Raw genomic sequence first — 15,961 nt, 5'->3', positions numbered from 1 at the left:
GACCGGGCTCCACAAGGGGCTCCAGTGAAAAGATAGAACGGAAATCGATATGAACATCATTCAGCAGCTCGAAAAAGAGCAGCTCGATGCGCTCGTTGCAAAACGTGCCATCCCCGAATTTTCCCATGGCGACACCGTCAAGGTGTGGGTCAAGATCCGCGAAGGCGAAAAGGAACGTCTCCAGGCCTATGAAGGCGTGGTGATCGCCCGTTCCGGCGGTGGGCTGATGGAAAGCTTCACCGTGCGCAAGATCTCCTATGGCGAAGGCGTGGAGCGCGTGTTCCCCATCCACTCGCCGATGATCGACCGCATCGAGGTTTTGAAGCGCGGTAAGGTCCGTCGCGCCAAGCTCTACTATCTGCGCGATCGTCGCGGCAAGGCGGCCCGTATTTTCGAATCCACCAACGCCCGCACCAAGCGCATCGAGGCCGATGAGCGCCAGGCCGCTGCCGACGCCCGCGCCGCCCGCGAAGCCGAAAAGATCGCCGCTGCCGAGGCCCTAGCCGCCGAAATGGCCGCTCAGGAAGCCGCCGAAAAGAAGGCTGCCGAAGAGGCCGCCGCTGCGGAAGCCGCAGCCGCTGCCGATGCAGCGCCTGCCGAAGAGAACAAGAGCGAATAAGTTTCGCCGATTTCGAAATGGAAAAGCCCGGTCATCGACCGGGCTTTTTTCTTGTCGCCCGGAATAAACCGGAAGGCGGCGGTGTCTTTAGGGCGTGAGGGCGTGCGCGCGGCGCATGCCTAGTGCTCAAAAGGGAGACCATCATGTCGCTTCGTCTTTTCACCCGGCTCGCCACCGGCACGGCCGCGCTTGCCCTGTCTGCGGGTGCCGCTTTTGCCGCACCGGACGTCCAAACCCTTGAAACCGATATCGGCGAGGTCATCGCCGATTCCGAGGGCATGGTCCTCTACACCTTCCGCAATGACGAGGAGGGGGTTTCGAACTGCTATGATCAATGCGCCGAAAACTGGCCGCCGTTTTTCGCCGAGGAGGGCGATGAAGCCGAAGAACCCTATTCCATCGTCGAGCGCACCGATGGCACCCTGATGTGGGCCAAGGACGGCATGCCGCTCTATTACTGGATCAACGACACTGAACCGGGCATGACGTCCGGCGATGGGGTCGGGGGCAATTGGGACGTGGCGCGTCCTTGATGGTAGTGTGTCCGGCGCGGCCATTTGGCAGGTCGCGCCGGGACGGTACCGGATGCGAGAGGCGCTTTTAACCCATCTGCCGGCGCTCAGGCGCTATGCACACGGGCTGACGGGAAACCGGGAGGAGGCCGAAGACCTTTTCCAGGCCACGGTGCTGCGTGCCATAGAGAACGAAAAGCAGTGGCGCGGCGAGAACGGACGCGCCTGGCTCTATACGATCATGACCAATCTCAACCGCAACAGATTGCGGGGCCGGGCGCGCCAGCCGGCGCTCCATGCGATCGCCGATGAGAGCGAACTCGCCGACGAGACGAGCGCCCCCGATCCGCTGTTGCAGAACACGCTGATGCGCGCTCTCGATACGCTCCAGCCCGAAGCCCGTGCGGTGCTGCTGCTCGTCGCCATCGAAGGGCGCGCCTATGCCGAGGTGGCGGCGATCCTCGATATTCCGATCGGCACCGTCATGTCCCGGCTTTCGCGCGCCAGGCGGCAATTGAGCGAATTGCTGGCCCATCATTCCATCCACTCACTCGCCAATCGATGATTTTGCAGCGCCGATGACCAGACCCGAGACCGACCCTCCCACCGAAGACGATCTCAACGCCTATGCCGATGGCCGGCTGGACGCGGATCGGGAGGCGTTGGTGCGGGCCTATCTCCTCGACCATCCCGAGCTGGCGCAGGAGATCGAGAGCTGGCGCGCCAACGAAGCGGCGCTTTTCGATACTCTCGCCGATTATGGCTTCGCGACAGCGGCCGATATTCCCGAGCGTTCCTCCTCACGCCGATGGCTTGCCAATTGGCCGGCGATCGCCGCCGCATTGCTTATTGCCTTTGGGCTCGGGAGCGGCGCGGGCTATGCCGCGCGCGGCGTGTTGATGCAGCCCGGTTCTGAAGCGCAATGGCTTGACGTGGCGGCGCGGGATGTCTTTCTCACCTATGTGCGCGAGGTCCGCCATCCGGTCGAAGTCGGCGCGGCCGAGCGCGATCATCTGGTCACCTGGCTGGGCAACCGCATCGAGAAACCCTTTACCGCCCCCAGCCTTGCCGATCTGGGCTTCGAATTGGTGGGCGGGCGGCTGCTGCCGCTGGGCGGACGTCCCGGCGCCATGCTGATGTATGAGAACCCGCAAGGGGATCGGGCCACCATTCTTCTGGCGCGCAATGCGGGCGCGCGGGACACGGCCTTCCAGTTTTCAGCCGAGGATGGGGTCAACACCTTCCGCTGGGTGGACGGGCCGATCGCCTATGCCATTTCGGGTTTTCTCGACCGCGGCGATCTCGAAGACATCTCGCGCGCGGTTTACGCTCATTTCGAAACCATCTAAGCGAACCGAAACCAGTCGCGGACTGTCGCGTTGGCTGGGCATGAAGGATGGCGATGTGATCTCCCGGTTCAAAGGCGCAACGGTTCACGCCCGCCTAGGCGATGCGTTTTACGATATCGTTTCCCCGGCCGACTTCCCCAAGACAATTCTGCGCCACCGCAACCGGCGATGGGCCGAACGCATGGGACTTGGTGGGCTGACGCAGGAGCAATGGATTTCCCATTTCGCCCGGTTCCAGCCGCTCCGGGGCAGCTTCGAGGCGCCGCTGGCGCTGCGCTATCACGGGCATCAGTTTCAGGGCTACAATCCCGATCTGGGCGATGGGCGCGGCTTTCTCTTTGCCCAGGCCTACGATCCCAATGATGGCAAGCTGCTCGATTTCGGCACCAAGGGTTCGGGCACGACGCCGTGGTCGCGGGGAGGGGACGGGCGGCTGACGCTCAAGGGCGGCGTTCGGGAAGTGCTGGCGACCACAATGCTCGAGGCGCTGGGTGTCGAGACGTCCAAGAGCTTTTCCCTGATCGAGACCGGCGAGGCGCTCTATCGCGGCGATGAGCCATCGCCAACGCGCTCCTCGGTTCTGGTGCGGCTCTCCCATTCCCATATCCGCATCGGAACCTTCCAGCGTCTCGACTATCTGGGAGATCACGCGGGGATGGCGCGGCTCGTCGACCATGCGATCGCTCACTATTATCCCAACCTCGGTGATCTGCCGGTCGATGATCGCGTGCCCGGCCTGCTCGGCGCCGTGGCCGAAAGCGTGGCGCGGGTAGGAGCGCAATGGATCGGGGCGGGGTTCGTCCACGGGGTGATCAATACCGACAACACCAACATCACCGGCGAAAGCTTCGATTACGGTCCGTGGCGGTTTCTTCCGCGCTATGATCCATTGTTCACGGCAGCCTATTTCGACGAAACCGGGCTTTATGCCTTCGGGCGCCAGCCCGATGCGCTTGCGTGGAACATGACGCGGCTGGCCGAATGCCTGGTGCCGCTTTCGAGCGTCGAAAAGCTCGAACCCCAACTCAACCGCTTCTGGCCGGCCTTTCAACGATCCCTGGCGCAGGTCGTGGTCAAAAGGCTTGGCGTGGTTTCACGCGGTGCAACGGCTGATAGCCAGCTTCTTTCCGCCTTTTTCTCCTTCATGGAGGCCGAGCGGCCGGCCTATGAGCAGGTGTTTTTCGATTGGCGCGGCGGGATGGCCTCGGAAAAGCGCGCCGGAGACAGCCCGGAGGCGTCGAGTTATGGCAGCGAGAGTTTTGCGGCGCTCAGAGCATTGCTCGATGACTATGAAACCGCACCCGACGCCAATCTCGATCACCCCTATTTCAGCCGATCGCGGCCAAGGACCATGCTGATCGAAGAGGTCGAGGCGATCTGGGTACCGATCGCCCAGAATGATGATTGGTCGCTATTGGAGGCAGCTCTGGCCGAAATCGAGGACATGGGCCGCGCCTACGGGATCGAAAGTTTCACCATCAATTGACTGGCGGGCCGCTGCGCGAACGCGTACAAAACTGGCCCATGATCGTCCGACCTTTCCGCCTTCTCGCCGCCATGCCGCTCCTTGTCGCCGCTCCAGCCGGTGCCGTGGAGATTCGCGACAATGCGGAAACCGTGGTCGAGCTGTTCACCAGCCAGGGCTGCTCGCGTTGTCCTGACGCCGATGAGCTGCTTTCTGACCTCGGCATGCGCGACGACGTGGTCGCCCTGGGCTATCATATCGATTATTGGGATTATATCGGCTGGCAGGACACCTTCGCGCTGCCCGCCAACACCGAATTGCAGAAGGCCTATGCTGAAAGCTGGGGCAAGATGCGCATCTATACCCCGCAAATGGTGATCAACGGACAGACGGCGGTGGTGGGTTCGGACGCCGCCGAAGCCGAGCGGGCCATCGAAGAAGCCGTCTCGCCGCTTTCGGTGTCGTTGCGCGCCAATGGGGAACAATCCATCACCTTTGAAGCGCCCGCCGATGCATCATTGCCTCCTGCCGTGGTCTGGGTCGTCACTTATCGCGACAGCGCGGAAGTGGCGATCGAGCGGGGCGAGAATTCGGGCCGGGCGCTGGCCTATACCCATATCGTGACGGGACGGCAGGCGATCGGCATGTGGGATCCCGAAGAGGGCGCCGAGATCGTCATTCCGCTCGAAGAAATCCTGGGCACCCATTCGGATGGCGCCGCGGTGATCGTACAGGAGAAGAACGGTCAATTGCCCGGCCGCATACTGGGCGCCTCGGCGTTTTACCGTTAGGGGAAAAACAAAACTCCCTGCATCGCATGATGACAGGGAGCTAAGCGATTTTGGAGGAGTCTCCTATCCCCGGAAGGCAAGACCGGGAAGGGCGCCGGCCTGCCGGATCCATGGTTTGGGGGCTCGGTGGATCCGGAGGCCGGCTAACTGGAGGCAATGAGCGTAAGCTAATTTCGCAATGGGGCATGAGAAGGGAGGGATTGTGGCTTAAATCGGTTCAATTGTGGGTGAGTTTGCGCCACCCCCGGACGCGCTCAAACCTCTTGCGTCCGGGAACGAACGGGAGGATCATCGGATTGGACAGTGAAGCTGAAACGGAGGCGGGCCGGTTTGAACGAGCGCTATGACAGCCAGAAGGGCAGCATCTTGACGCTTTCCTCCCCCTCGTCCCAGGCCCGGCCACATACCGTCGTCAGCTTCGACCGCAAGGAACTCGCCCTTATCCTCAATGTCTACGGCCGCAAGGTCGCTGCTGGAGAATGGCGCGACTATGCCCTTGATTTCGGGCGCGAGCGGGCCATGTTCTCCATCTATCAGCGCACGTCGGAACGGCCGCTTTTCGTTGTGGAGAAAAATCCCAAGCTGGCGCGCCGGCAGGGGCAATATATGGTCATCGGCAGCGATGGCCGCGTGCTCAAGCGCGGGCATGATCTGGCCGCCGTGCTGCGTGTTCTCGATCCCCAGCTCTACGTCGTGCGGTAGACCAGGCTTAAAATTTCAAGGGGCTTAACCCCCATCATAGAAAAAGGCCGCGGAGGTGATCCGCGGCCTTTTCCGAAAGTCGGTTGTTTCTGACTCTACTCGCGATTGCCGAACAGGCGCAGCAGCATCAGGAACAGGTTGATGAAGTCCAGATACAGGGTCAGCGCGCCCATGATGGCCATCTTGCCCAGGCCTTCATGACCGATGTTTTCGGCATAGCCTTCCTTGATCTTCTGGGTGTCATAGGCGGTCAGACCCACAAAGATCAGCACGCCGATCGCCGAGATGGCGAAATCGAGAGCCGAAGACTGAAGGAAGATATTGACCACCATGGCGATGATCAGGCCGATCAGGCCCATCATCAGGAACGAGCCCATGCCGGTAAGATCGCGCTTGGTGGTGTAGCCGTAAAGGCTCATCGCGCCGAAGGTGGCGGCGGTGATGAAGAACACCTTGGCGATCGAGGCGTCGGTATAGACCAAAAAGATCGACGACAGCGACAGGCCCATCATCGCGGCAAAGCCCCAGAACACGGCCTGGGCGGCACCGAAGGAGAGCTTGTTGATGCCGAAGGAGAGCACCAGGACGAAGGCGAGCGGGGAGAGCGCCACGACCCACATCAGGGGGCTCGTGTAGAGCAGAACGCCCCACTGGGTCAGAAGCGTGCCGTCGGCCAACTGAGCGGCAGCGGCCGAAGGATCGGCGGTCACGGCCATCTGGTTGGCGAAAAAGGCGATGAGGCCCGTGACGACCAGGCCGATGCCCATGTAATTGTAAACACGCAGCATATGGCTGCGCAGACCCTCGTCGATGGCGGCGGCCGTGCCTACACGCCCTGCGACGGTCTGACGGTCGTATTGTGCCATTTCGTGTTCCATCCTCTTGCAAAGTGGCTTTCCGGCAGCCGAGCCAGCCTCATGCCGACCCGGGGGTTGCCAGTTGAGGGATAATATGGAGACGAGCCTCTGAAATTACAAGCAAAACCGGCCACCAGAGGATTCGCCGCCCATGGCGCTGACGGGTTTTTGATTCCGCTGGCGAACCGATGTGCTAGGCTCTGATTCGGTCGGCCCGGAAAGGGCCGGGCGGCCGGGACATGGAAGGTTACGCTCATGCCCAGACTGTTTACCGGTTTGCAGCTTCCCTACGATCTGGGGTTCGCGCTGTCCCTCAAGCGTGGCGGGCTTTCCGGGGCCCGCTGGATCGATCCCGAAAACTACCATATCACCCTGCGCTATATCGGCGACATCGATCACCGCACGGCGGGCGAGGTCTATGACGCCCTCGAAATGCATGCGGATGTGGAGCCCTTTACCCTCACTCTCTCCCATCTTGGGGTTTTCGGCGGCAATAAGCCGCGGGCGCTTTATGCGGGGGTCGAGCCGTCCGAACCGCTCGCCCGGCTGCAGGCCAGCCAGGAGCGGCTGCTGCAGCGCATCGGGCTGCCGCCCGAGGGCCGAAAATTCATTCCGCACGTCACCCTGGCGCGGCTGCGCGACGCCAGTCCCGCCGATCTGGCGCGCCATATCGCCCAGGCCGGAAAGTTCAGTCCCATGAGCTTTACGGTCGAAAAATTCGTGGTGTTTTCCAGCCGCGATTCGGTGGGCGGAGGGCCCTATGTCATCGAACAGGACTATCCTTTGGCCGCATAACCCGTTCAGCCCGTGTTCAGCGTGAAACGCGCACAAATCTTCGTGTAGGCGTGGCGTGGGAGGTGGCCAAATTCCGGCCAAATTCCTCCCTAGTTTGCCGCCTCGTGGGAAAAGCCGTGGCGTTTGCTCTCTGGTAACCATAAGGGTGCAGAGTTGGCGGCAGTCATGTGCATGTTTTAAAGAATAAGGGGAAGGGTTTGGCGATGACGTTTTCGTTTCGCAGCCATATCCGCCGCATGCTTGCCGCCCTGGCCGGCGGTGCGGTTGTGCTTTGTGCCAGCCCGGCGGCGTTCGCCGCCGACAATCTGGGGACTTTCGATTTCTGGACGGCGTGGACCGACACCGACGGAAGCGGCAAGATCTGCTACGTCTCCTCGACGCCGCAGACCAGCGAGCCCACCAATGTCAATCGCGGCGCCATCCATTTCATCGTGACGATCCGGCCCACCAACCGCAACGAGGTGGCAACGATCGTCGGCTATCCGATCCACGAGACCAACGCCAATGCGTCCGCTTCGGTCGATGGCCGCTCCTACCCCATGGTAACCCAGGGTGAATCGGCTTGGCTCGCCTCGATCGAGGATGAGCCCGGCTTTGTGGGCGCCATGCGCGCCGGGGCCACCATGGTGGTGCGCGCCACCTCCCAGCGGGGCACCAATACGGTGGATACCTATTCGCTGCGCGGGATCACCGCCGCGCTCAATGCCGCCAACGAGGAATGTCCGCAGTAAGGCGTGCTTGCGCACGTTGGGCCATTGGCAAAGGGTCGGGGCCGTCCCGGCCTTTTGCACTTTCGTAAAACATAGGACACCAGCCATGGCACGCCACATTCCATCGCTACCGGTCATCGCGGTCACGCTCCTGGGCCTTTGGTCCATGCCGGCTGCTGCCCAATCGGTCCGCGTTCTTGGCGAGCACAATGCCTGGTCGGCCTATGCGACCACGGAGAGCGAGGGGCAGATCTGCTTCGTGCTCTCTCGTCCCAGCTCGACCGAGCCGAGCGCTGGCGCGTCCGGGGATGCCTATTTCTACATCACCCACCGTCCGACCGAGAGCATCCGCTCCGAAATCAATCTCGTTGCCGGCTATCAGTTTGCGCCCGACAGCACCGCGACGCTGTCGGTGGGCGGGCAGAGCTTTGATCTGTTCACCCAGGACGATGCGGCCTGGCTCGCCGACCCGAGCCAGAGCGGGGCGGCGGTGCAGGCGATCCGGGCCGGCTCGACCATGGTGATCGAGGGCACCAATGCCGCGGGGCAAACGGTGCGCCAGACATTCTCGCTCTCGGGGGCGACCGCGGCGACCGGAGATATCGACGGCGCCTGCTGATCCGGGATGGAGCCGGCTTTGCGCAATTGGCGCGATTGTGCTAGAGGGCGGACAAGACGACGTTTGCCGCATCGGCCTTGAAACGGGCCTGCCCGCGTCCATATACCCCAAAAACCTCACAATCCCTTGGAAGCTTCGCCCATGAGTCTGGCGCTCAATATCGATCATGCCACCGCGCCGCGTCCCGCCCTTGCGGGTCCGCGCGATCTCTTGGGCATGTCGAAAAAGGAGATCGTGGCCAATCTGGGTGAGGTCGGATTGTCCGAGCGCGATGCGCGCATGCGGGCCAGCCAGCTCTGGAACTGGATCTACGTCAACGGCGTCACCGACTTCTCGGCGATGACCAACATCGCCAAGGGGCTGCGCGCCGATCTCGAGCAGGCGTTTTCCATCGGGCGGCCCGAGATCGTTTCCGAGCAGGTTTCGATCGACGGCACGCGCAAATGGCTGTTCCGCTTCCGCGACCCCCAGCATCCCAACATGCCGCCGGTCGAGGTCGAAACCGTCTATATTCCCGAAAGCGATCGCGGGACGCTGTGCGTTTCTTCCCAGGTGGGCTGCACGCTCACCTGTTCGTTCTGCCATACGGGCACGCAAAAGCTGGTGCGGAACCTTACGGCCGGGGAAATCCTGGGCCAGGTGATGATGGCGCGCGAGCGACTGGGGGATTTCCCCGGTGGCGTGCGGCCTTCGGATGGATTGGTGCCGGCCGGGGAAAACCGGGCGATCACCAATATCGTCATGATGGGCATGGGCGAGCCGCTCTACAATTACGACAACGTCAAGAAGGCTTTGCTGATCGCGTCGGACGGGGAAGGGCTTTCGCTTTCCAAGCGGCGGATTACGCTTTCGACCTCGGGTGTGGTGCCCCAGATCGAGCCGACGGGCTCGGAAATCGGGGTGATGCTGGCGATTTCGCTGCACGCGGTGCGCGACGATCTGCGCGACGTGCTGGTGCCGATCAACAAGAAGTGGCCGCTCGAGGAACTGCTGGAAGCCTGCCGGACCTATCCGGGGGTATCTAACGCAAAACGGATTACGTTTGAATATGTCATGCTCAAGGGTATCAACGATTCGGACGCCGATGCGCGCGAATTGGTGCGGCTTTTGGCGAAAATTCCGGCCAAGATCAACCTGATCCCGTTCAATCCCTGGCCCGGCTCGAACTATGTGTGCTCGGACTGGGATCGCATCGAGGCGTTCGCCGATATCGTCAACCGCGCCGGCTATGCCTCGCCGGTGCGCACCCCGCGCGGGCGGGATATCTTTGCGGCCTGCGGGCAGCTCAAGTCCGAGACCGAGCGGCTCAAGAAGAAGGACCGCGAGGCCTTCATGCTGTGACGCAGCCGGCGGGCATTCTGGTCCGGGTTATCGGTGAGGCAGATCTCGACCTGTTGCTGTCGGCCGATACCAGCGTGTTCGACGAGCCGGTAAAGCCGGATTTGGCAAAGGCCTATCTTGCCCATCCCGATTATCTCATCGCGCTTGCCACGGACGGGGACAAGGTGGTGGGAATGGCGACGGGGCTGTTTTATTTCCACCCCGACAAGCATCCTGAATTCTACGTCAATGAGGTTGGGGTCGCCGAAAGTCACCAGCGGCGGGGGATCGGCAAGAAGCTGATGGCGGTGCTGCTCGATGCGGCCGCGGCGCGCGGGGTCACCTATGGGTGGGTGGCCACGGAAACCGACAATCTTCCCGCCAGGTCGCTCTATGAAGCGATCGGCGGGAAGAGCGTCGATATGGTCTATTTCGAGCTGAACTTGTCAAAACATCCCGATCAGACCGACACTTAGAGCATTTTCGCTTTTCTTCGAATCGCTTCAATTGCTCTAAGTCCTTGTTTGGTCGCGTGTCCGAACCGCAAAACCGTTTCCACTTTTGCTGGACACGCTCTAGCGGTTGTAGGTGATGCTGTCGCGGGTGCGGTGGCTGGCGATGATCCAGATGGCGTGGATGAGGCCCGGCACATAGCCGAGGATCGTCAGGAGGATGTTGAGCCAGAAATGGAGCCCGAAGCCGACGCGCAGGAAAACGCCGAGCGGGGGAATGAGGATCGAAAACAGGATCCGAATGAAATCTCCGAAGGTCATCGTCTGTGGTCCCATGTTAAGCGTTGTCTGCAATATGGGGATAAGTTCGCTGCCAGCAAGGACGTTCCCTATGCTTCCCCCCGAATCCACTCGATCCTGAACCGGCCTCGGCCCTCATCGGCCAGGAGGTCGGCGAGGGCGGGCAGGACGATTTTCATTTCGTCTTCAAGAACATAGGGCGGGTTGATCACCACCATGCCCGATCCATGCAAACGCGGTGGAGCCGAGGGCGCGCGAATGGTGAGCTCAAGGCGCAGGATCCTCGGTATCCCGGTGGCCTTGAGCGCTGCGGCATAGGCGGTGACGTCGGCGGGGTCCTTGATGGGATACCAATAGGCATAGGTGCCGCCGGGCCAGCGTTTGTGGGCCTTGATCAGACTGTCGGCCATTCTGCCGAACTCGCCTTTTTGCTCGAAGGGCGGGTCGACGAGCACTAGGCCGCGCTTTTCCTTTGGTGGGAGGTGGGTGCCCATGGCGGCCCAGCCATCGAGATGGGTGACGCGGGTCTGGATATCGCCGGCGAAATTTTCCTTAAGAAAATCAGCATCTTGCGGGTGAAGCTCGAGCGCCATGAGCCGGTCCTGAGGGCGCAGCATGTGGCGGGCGATGAAGGGCGAGCCGGGATAATAGCGCAGGCCGCCATCGGGATTTTGTGCTTTGACGGCAAGGAGATAGGGCTCGACCAACGCCGCGGCGGCATCGGGAAGTCCGCGCGCGATCAGCCTGCCGATTCCCTCGCGCCACTCTCCGGTGCGCTCGGCCGCATCGCCCCAGAGATCGTAGAGCCCGACACCGGCATGGGTGTCGATGACGCGAAACGCAGTCTCCTTGCGCATTATATAGGAGAGAATGCGCACGAGGATGACATGTTTGACCACGTCGGCGAAATTGCCGGCATGGAAGGCGTGGCGGTAGTTCATTATTTGCGCGCTTCAGCGGTGAGGATGGTGACGGCAAAGGCGGCAAAGACTGCGGCGAAGGACCAGTTGAGCGCCTTCTGGATGCGGGGCGAGCGCATCAGCGTGCCGGTAAGCCATTGAGCGCCAAAGACGATTCCGATGACGATGGGCAGCGAGAGGATGACGAATTCGACGCCGAGGAAGATCAGTTTTTCGGCGGCGTGGGGGTCGGAGGCCGAGACGAATTGGGGGAGGAAGGTCACGAAAAAAAGCGCCACCTTGGGGTTGGTGAGATTGATGCCCAGGCCGGTGAGATAGGAGTTCTTGAGCGATGGCATGCGGCCGTTGGCCTTGGCGACCGTGAGGCCGGTGCCCGAGCGGACGGCAGAAAAAGCAAGCCATAACAAATAGATAGCGCCAACGATCTTGAGCGCCCAGAAGGCTGCGGGGGCGGTGACGATGAGGATCGAGATGCCGAAGGCGGCGAGCATGGTGTGGACGGCGATGCCGGTCAATGCGCCCAAAACCGTTGCAAATCCGTGCTTTAGCCCGAAATTGACGGTGCGCGAAATGAACAGCGCCATGTCCGGGCCGGGGGTGATGGCGAGGACGATGGCGGCGAGGGCGAAGCTCAGGATGACCGCGAGGTCGGGGGCATGTACCAGCATGTTGGGTTCCAGATCGGGGAATGTGCGCGTGATCGAGGGGTCTAGACGGCGCCTGGAAACATGCTCGTGCGCAAGGCGCTGCGCAACCTCAATTTTGCGGCGTTTCTGGACAGGTTCGACGCGATCTGATTAGTGTCCCGCAAACTTATCCCCGCGCCTCCAAACAGGTTCATAAATAGCGCCATGAGCAAAGAGATCAAAAAAGTCGTCCTTGGTTATTCGGGTGGTCTGGACACCTCGGTGATCCTCAAATGGCTGCGCAACACCTATGATTGCGAGGTGGTGACCTTCACCGCCGATCTGGGGCAGGGGGACGAGTTGGAGGAGGCGCGCCGCAAGGCCGAGCTGGTCGGGATCAAGGAAATCTATATCGAGGATCTGCGCGAGGAATTCGTCCGCGATTACGTCTTTCCCATGTTCCGCGCCAATGCGGTCTATGAAGGCGTTTACCTGCTGGGCACCTCGATCGCCCGGCCGCTGATCGCCAAAAGGCTCGTCGAGATCGCCGAGGAAACCGGGGCCGACGCCATCGCCCATGGGGCGACCGGCAAGGGGAACGACCAGGTGCGGTTCGAGCTTTGTGCCTATGCGCTCAACCCTTCGATCAAGGTCATCGCGCCCTGGCGCGAATGGGATTTGCAGAGCCGCACGAAATTGATCGAATATGCTGAGCTCAACCAGATTCCGGTGCCCAAGGACAAGCGCGGGGAGGCGCCGTTCTCAGTGGACGCCAACCTCTTGCACACTTCGAGCGAGGGCAAGGTGCTCGAGGACCCCGGCGTCGAGGCGCCCGACTATGTCTATCAGCGCACCGTCGATCCGGTCGATGCCCCCAACGAGCCTGAAACCATCACCATCGGGTTCGAAAAGGGCGATGCGGTTTCGGTCAATGGCGAAAAGCTCACCCCGGCCGGGGTTCTGACCAGGCTCAACGAATTGGGCGGCAAGCATGGGGTGGGACGGCTCGATCTCGTCGAAAACCGGTTCGTGGGCATGAAGAGCCGCGGCATCTACGAGACGCCGGGCGGCACTATCCTGCTTGCGGCGCATCGGGGGATCGAGTCGATCACGCTCGACCGGGGGGCGGCGCATTTGAAGGACGAGATCATGCCGCGCTATGCCGAACTGATCTATAACGGCTTCTGGTTTTCGCCCGAGCGAGAAATGCTGCAGGCGCTGATCGACAAGAGCCAGGACTATGTGACGGGTGAAGTCACGCTGAAGCTCTACAAGGGCTCGGCCAATGTGGTTGGCCGCACCTCGCCCTATTCGCTTTATTCGGAGGATCTGGTGACCTTCGAGGAGGGCACCGGCACCTACGACCATCACGACGCGGAAGGCTTCATCAAGCTCAACGGACTGCGGCTCAAGACCTATGGGGCGCGCAAGCTGCGGCTGGGGTAGTTGGGTCTGGACTGATTCGTGCGTGGGAGGGGTTGTGGGGGTACACTCCTGCTGAGTGCGGTGAGGCCTTGCGGGTCTCCGGGTCACGCCCGAAGACGACGAGGGGGAGGAGGAGAGCGGGCGGCAAGAGCCGAGAGGGGCGCGCATACCTTGCCCCGGGTCAAGCCCGGGGTACACGTTTGGGGAGAAGCGATGATTGCGGCAAAACTCTGCCTCTGCCTCGTGTGTGTCCTCTTCTCCTCGTCACGCTTGTTCGATCAAATTTTGCGGGGGGCTCGTCGCTTAAAGTCTCCTTAAGCGGAGCGGACTAGGTTCTTTTTCAATTCCGCCTGGGGAGAGAGACGGCAGATGCGGCCAGAGGAGAACGCTGAGCGCGGCGGCGAAGCTCTGCTTCTGGATGCGGCGCTGCAGGCGATACCGTTCGGCTTTTGCGTCTGGGCCCCCGATTTCACGCTGGTGATGTGGAACCGGCATTATCTCGACATCTACGGATTTTCCGCCAAGGCCATCCGCCGGGGCATGAGCCTTTACGAGGTCGTGGCGCTGTCATCGGCGCTGGGCAATCACCAGGGCACCGACCCCAAGAGCTTCTATGAGGCATACAGCGCCGAGCTGTTGAGCAATCGCGGCGGCATGCGCACCGTCAATCTCGAGATCGCCGCCGGCAACCGGACGCTGGAAACTGCCCATATCTATGCGCCGGGCCTGGGCTGGGTGGTGACCCATGAGGATGTGACCGAGGAGATCGCCCGCTCGGACATGGCCTCCGAGCGCAAGCGCGAACTCGAACGCCAATATGGCCTGCTCGATGCAGCGATCAACAATATCAGCCAGGGCCTGTCGATGTTCGACGCCGACTTCCGGCTGATGACCTGCAATGCGGAATTCATCTCCCTCTACGAGCTGCCGCCCGAGTTGGCGCGTCCCGGCACCGCGTTCGGCGATATCCTCGATTTCAGGCTCAAGAGCAAAAAGCACGCTCTCATAGACCGCGAGGCCTATATGGCCGAGCGCAGGCGCATCATGGATGGCGGGAAATTCGTGCGCGAGGTGATCAAGATGGCCGATGGCTCGCTGGTCTCGCTGCGGCATCAGCCGCTCAAGGGCGGCGGCGTGGTGACCACCCATGAGGACATCACCGATCATCTCGCCGCCGAAGCGCGCATGCACCACATGGCCACCCATGACGCGCTCACCGACCTGCCGAACCGGGGATTGTTCCGCGAGGAGCTCGAAGCGGCGCTCAAGCATGATGACAAGGGCAGGCACCCGGCGCTGCTCGTGGTCAATCTCGATCATTTCAGGGCGATCAACGACAGCGACGGCCATGCCACGGGGGACACGGTACTGCGCAACGTGGCCGAACGGCTGGCCGAAACGGTGGATGGGCGCGGGTTCGCGGCGCGGCTGGGGGGCGACGAATTCGGCGTGCTGCTGCCGACGGCTGCGGTGCCGCATGAAGCGGCCGATACCGCGCGGGTCATCGCCAAGGCGCTGGCCGAGCCGATCAGCCTCGGAGATCGATCGCTGCAGCTCACTTGCTCGATCGGCATTGCCGTGGCGCCGGGGGACGGGCAGACCGCCGACGCGCTGATGAGCAATGCCGACCTGGCGCTGCTCAAAGCCAAGTCGGAGGGGCGGGGAACCTATCACTTTTACGAAGCGGGCATGGACGCCACCCTGCAGCGCCGGCGGACGCTCGAAGCAGGGCTGCGCGAGGCGATCGAAAGGGAAGGGCTCTCGGTGGTGTTTCAGCCCATCGTCGAACTCGACGGCAACAGGATCGTTGCCGCCGAGGCGCTGGCACGCTGGGAGCATCCCGAATTGGGGCCGATCGCTCCGGCCGAATTCATTCCCATCGCCGAGGAAACCGGGCTGATCCACGCCCTGGGTGCCTGGGTTCTGGGCGCGGCGACCCAGGCCGCGGCGTTGTGGCCCAATCGGGTGGGCGTGGCGGTCAACCTTTCGCCGATCCAGTTCAAGAACCCCGACCTTGTCGGCGTGATCGAAGCGGCGCTGGAGGGATCGGGGCTGGCGGCGGGACGGCTCGAGCTCGAGATCACAGAATCCCTGTTGCTCGAAAACAGCAGCGCCAATCTCGATCTTTTGGGTGCCCTGCGCGGGCTGGGTGTGCGCATCGCCATGGATGATTTCGGCACCGGATATTCCTCGCTCTCCTACCTGCGGGCCTTTCCGTTCGACAAGATCAAGATCGACCGCTCCTTTATGACCGACGTGGCAACCAAATCGGAAAGCCGGGCGATCCTGAGAGCCATGATCGGGCTGGGCAAGAGCCTGTCGATGACCACGGTGGCCGAAGGGGTGGAGACGGAAGATCAGCTTGCGGTGGTGCGCGCCGAGGGGGCGACCCAGGTGCAGGGCTATTATTTCTCGCCGCCGGTGGGGGCGGAGAAAATCGCGGCCATGATCGAAGCCAGGCACTATGGCGAGGCATTCAAAGGGCGCGATGGATGGTAA

18 protein-coding genes are annotated in these 15,961 nt (G+C 62.0%); 14 read left to right on the top strand and 4 right to left on the bottom strand.

All coding sequences use genetic code 11. The features are described from left to right. Positions 1-49 precede the first annotated feature (49 nt). The 7 genes from rplS to NO932_RS18900 all read left to right on the top strand — a co-directional run bounded on the left by rplS (position 50) and on the right by NO932_RS18900 (position 5,438). Positions 50-619: a 50S ribosomal protein L19 gene (gene rplS, locus NO932_RS18930; RefSeq protein ID WP_309163541.1), complete on the top strand. Its 570-nt coding sequence runs from the start codon at positions 50-52 to the stop codon at positions 617-619. A 143-nt stretch (positions 620-762) separates the two neighbouring features. Continuing rightward, on the top strand, positions 763-1,152 hold the full coding sequence (locus tag NO932_RS18925) for a hypothetical protein (RefSeq protein ID WP_309208924.1): 390 nt from the start codon (positions 763-765) through the stop codon (positions 1,150-1,152). Positions 1,153-1,204: 52 nt separating this feature from the next. Further along, positions 1,205-1,696: an RNA polymerase sigma factor gene (locus tag NO932_RS18920; RefSeq protein WP_309208923.1), complete on the top strand. Its 492-nt coding sequence runs from the start codon at positions 1,205-1,207 to the stop codon at positions 1,694-1,696. 13 nt (positions 1,697-1,709) lie between these two features. Beyond that, positions 1,710-2,480 carry an anti-sigma factor gene (locus NO932_RS18915; protein WP_309208922.1) on the top strand — a complete coding sequence of 257 codons (771 nt, stop codon included), beginning with the start codon at positions 1,710-1,712 and terminating at the stop codon, positions 2,478-2,480. 40 nt (positions 2,481-2,520) lie between these two features. After that, positions 2,521-3,966: a protein adenylyltransferase SelO family protein gene (locus NO932_RS18910; protein WP_309208921.1), complete on the top strand. Its 1,446-nt coding sequence runs from the start codon at positions 2,521-2,523 to the stop codon at positions 3,964-3,966. A gap of 38 nt (positions 3,967-4,004) precedes the next feature. Then, positions 4,005-4,736 (top strand): DUF1223 domain-containing protein, encoded by a 732-nt coding sequence (locus NO932_RS18905; protein ID WP_309208920.1) that lies wholly within the window; start codon positions 4,005-4,007, stop codon positions 4,734-4,736. A 363-nt stretch (positions 4,737-5,099) separates the two neighbouring features. Then, a complete protein-coding gene (locus tag NO932_RS18900; protein WP_309163690.1) occupies positions 5,100-5,438 on the top strand; it encodes a DUF2794 domain-containing protein in 339 nt (112 codons plus the stop codon). 95 nt (positions 5,439-5,533) lie between these two features. On the opposite strand, the gene NO932_RS18895 is transcribed toward NO932_RS18900, so the two are convergent. Next, a complete protein-coding gene (locus NO932_RS18895; protein WP_309208919.1) occupies positions 5,534-6,304 on the bottom strand; it encodes a Bax inhibitor-1/YccA family protein in 771 nt (256 codons plus the stop codon). A gap of 246 nt (positions 6,305-6,550) precedes the next feature. Here NO932_RS18895 and thpR point away from each other — a divergent pair, with 246 nt between their 5' ends. The 5 genes from thpR (at position 6,551) to NO932_RS18870 (ending at position 10,215) form a co-directional block, all read left to right on the top strand. Beyond that, positions 6,551-7,090: an RNA 2',3'-cyclic phosphodiesterase gene (gene thpR, locus NO932_RS18890; RefSeq protein WP_309208918.1), complete on the top strand. Its 540-nt coding sequence runs from the start codon at positions 6,551-6,553 to the stop codon at positions 7,088-7,090. Between the two features lie 203 nt (positions 7,091-7,293). Further along, positions 7,294-7,821 (top strand): invasion associated locus B family protein, encoded by a 528-nt coding sequence (locus tag NO932_RS18885; RefSeq protein WP_309163555.1) that lies wholly within the window; start codon positions 7,294-7,296, stop codon positions 7,819-7,821. Between the two features lie 85 nt (positions 7,822-7,906). Then, complete coding sequence (locus NO932_RS18880; protein ID WP_309208917.1) at positions 7,907-8,419, top strand: invasion associated locus B family protein; 513 nt, start codon at positions 7,907-7,909, stop codon at positions 8,417-8,419. Positions 8,420-8,560: 141 nt separating this feature from the next. Continuing rightward, the gene (gene rlmN / locus NO932_RS18875; protein WP_309208916.1) at positions 8,561-9,760 is read left to right on the top strand and encodes a 23S rRNA (adenine(2503)-C(2))-methyltransferase RlmN; all 1,200 of its coding nucleotides are present in this window, start codon (positions 8,561-8,563) and stop codon (positions 9,758-9,760) included. Beyond that, positions 9,757-10,215: a GNAT family N-acetyltransferase gene (locus NO932_RS18870; RefSeq protein ID WP_309208915.1), complete on the top strand. Its 459-nt coding sequence runs from the start codon at positions 9,757-9,759 to the stop codon at positions 10,213-10,215. Before rlmN ends, NO932_RS18870 begins: the two co-directional genes overlap by 4 nt. Before the next feature lie 99 nt (positions 10,216-10,314). Here the strand turns inward: NO932_RS18870 and NO932_RS18865 are convergent, their stop codons facing one another. The 3 genes from NO932_RS18865 to NO932_RS18855 all read right to left on the bottom strand — a co-directional run bounded on the left by NO932_RS18865 (position 10,315) and on the right by NO932_RS18855 (position 12,079). After that, on the bottom strand, positions 10,315-10,512 hold the full coding sequence (locus tag NO932_RS18865; RefSeq protein ID WP_309208914.1) for a YqaE/Pmp3 family membrane protein: 198 nt from the start codon (positions 10,510-10,512) through the stop codon (positions 10,315-10,317). 68 nt (positions 10,513-10,580) lie between these two features. Beyond that, positions 10,581-11,432, bottom strand: coding sequence for a 23S rRNA (adenine(2030)-N(6))-methyltransferase RlmJ (locus tag NO932_RS18860; RefSeq protein WP_309208913.1), 852 nt, complete (start codon positions 11,430-11,432; stop codon positions 10,581-10,583). Then, positions 11,432-12,079 (bottom strand): LysE family translocator, encoded by a 648-nt coding sequence (locus NO932_RS18855; protein ID WP_309208912.1) that lies wholly within the window; start codon positions 12,077-12,079, stop codon positions 11,432-11,434. The genes NO932_RS18860 and NO932_RS18855 overlap by 1 nt, the downstream gene beginning before the upstream one ends. Positions 12,080-12,262: 183 nt before the next feature. On the opposite strand from NO932_RS18855, the gene NO932_RS18850 reads away from it, so the two are divergent. After that, positions 12,263-13,483: an argininosuccinate synthase gene (locus NO932_RS18850; protein WP_309208911.1), complete on the top strand. Its 1,221-nt coding sequence runs from the start codon at positions 12,263-12,265 to the stop codon at positions 13,481-13,483. Between the two features lie 348 nt (positions 13,484-13,831). Further along, positions 13,832-15,961 carry an EAL domain-containing protein gene (locus NO932_RS18845; RefSeq protein ID WP_309208910.1) on the top strand — a complete coding sequence of 710 codons (2,130 nt, stop codon included), beginning with the start codon at positions 13,832-13,834 and terminating at the stop codon, positions 15,959-15,961.

This window comes from Pelagibacterium sp. 26DY04, from assembly GCF_031202305.1.
Classification (GTDB): Bacteria; Pseudomonadota; Alphaproteobacteria; order Rhizobiales; family Devosiaceae; genus Pelagibacterium.
Note: the sequence above shows the minus strand (reverse complement) of the source record. Positions and strands in the feature narration are given on the sequence as shown.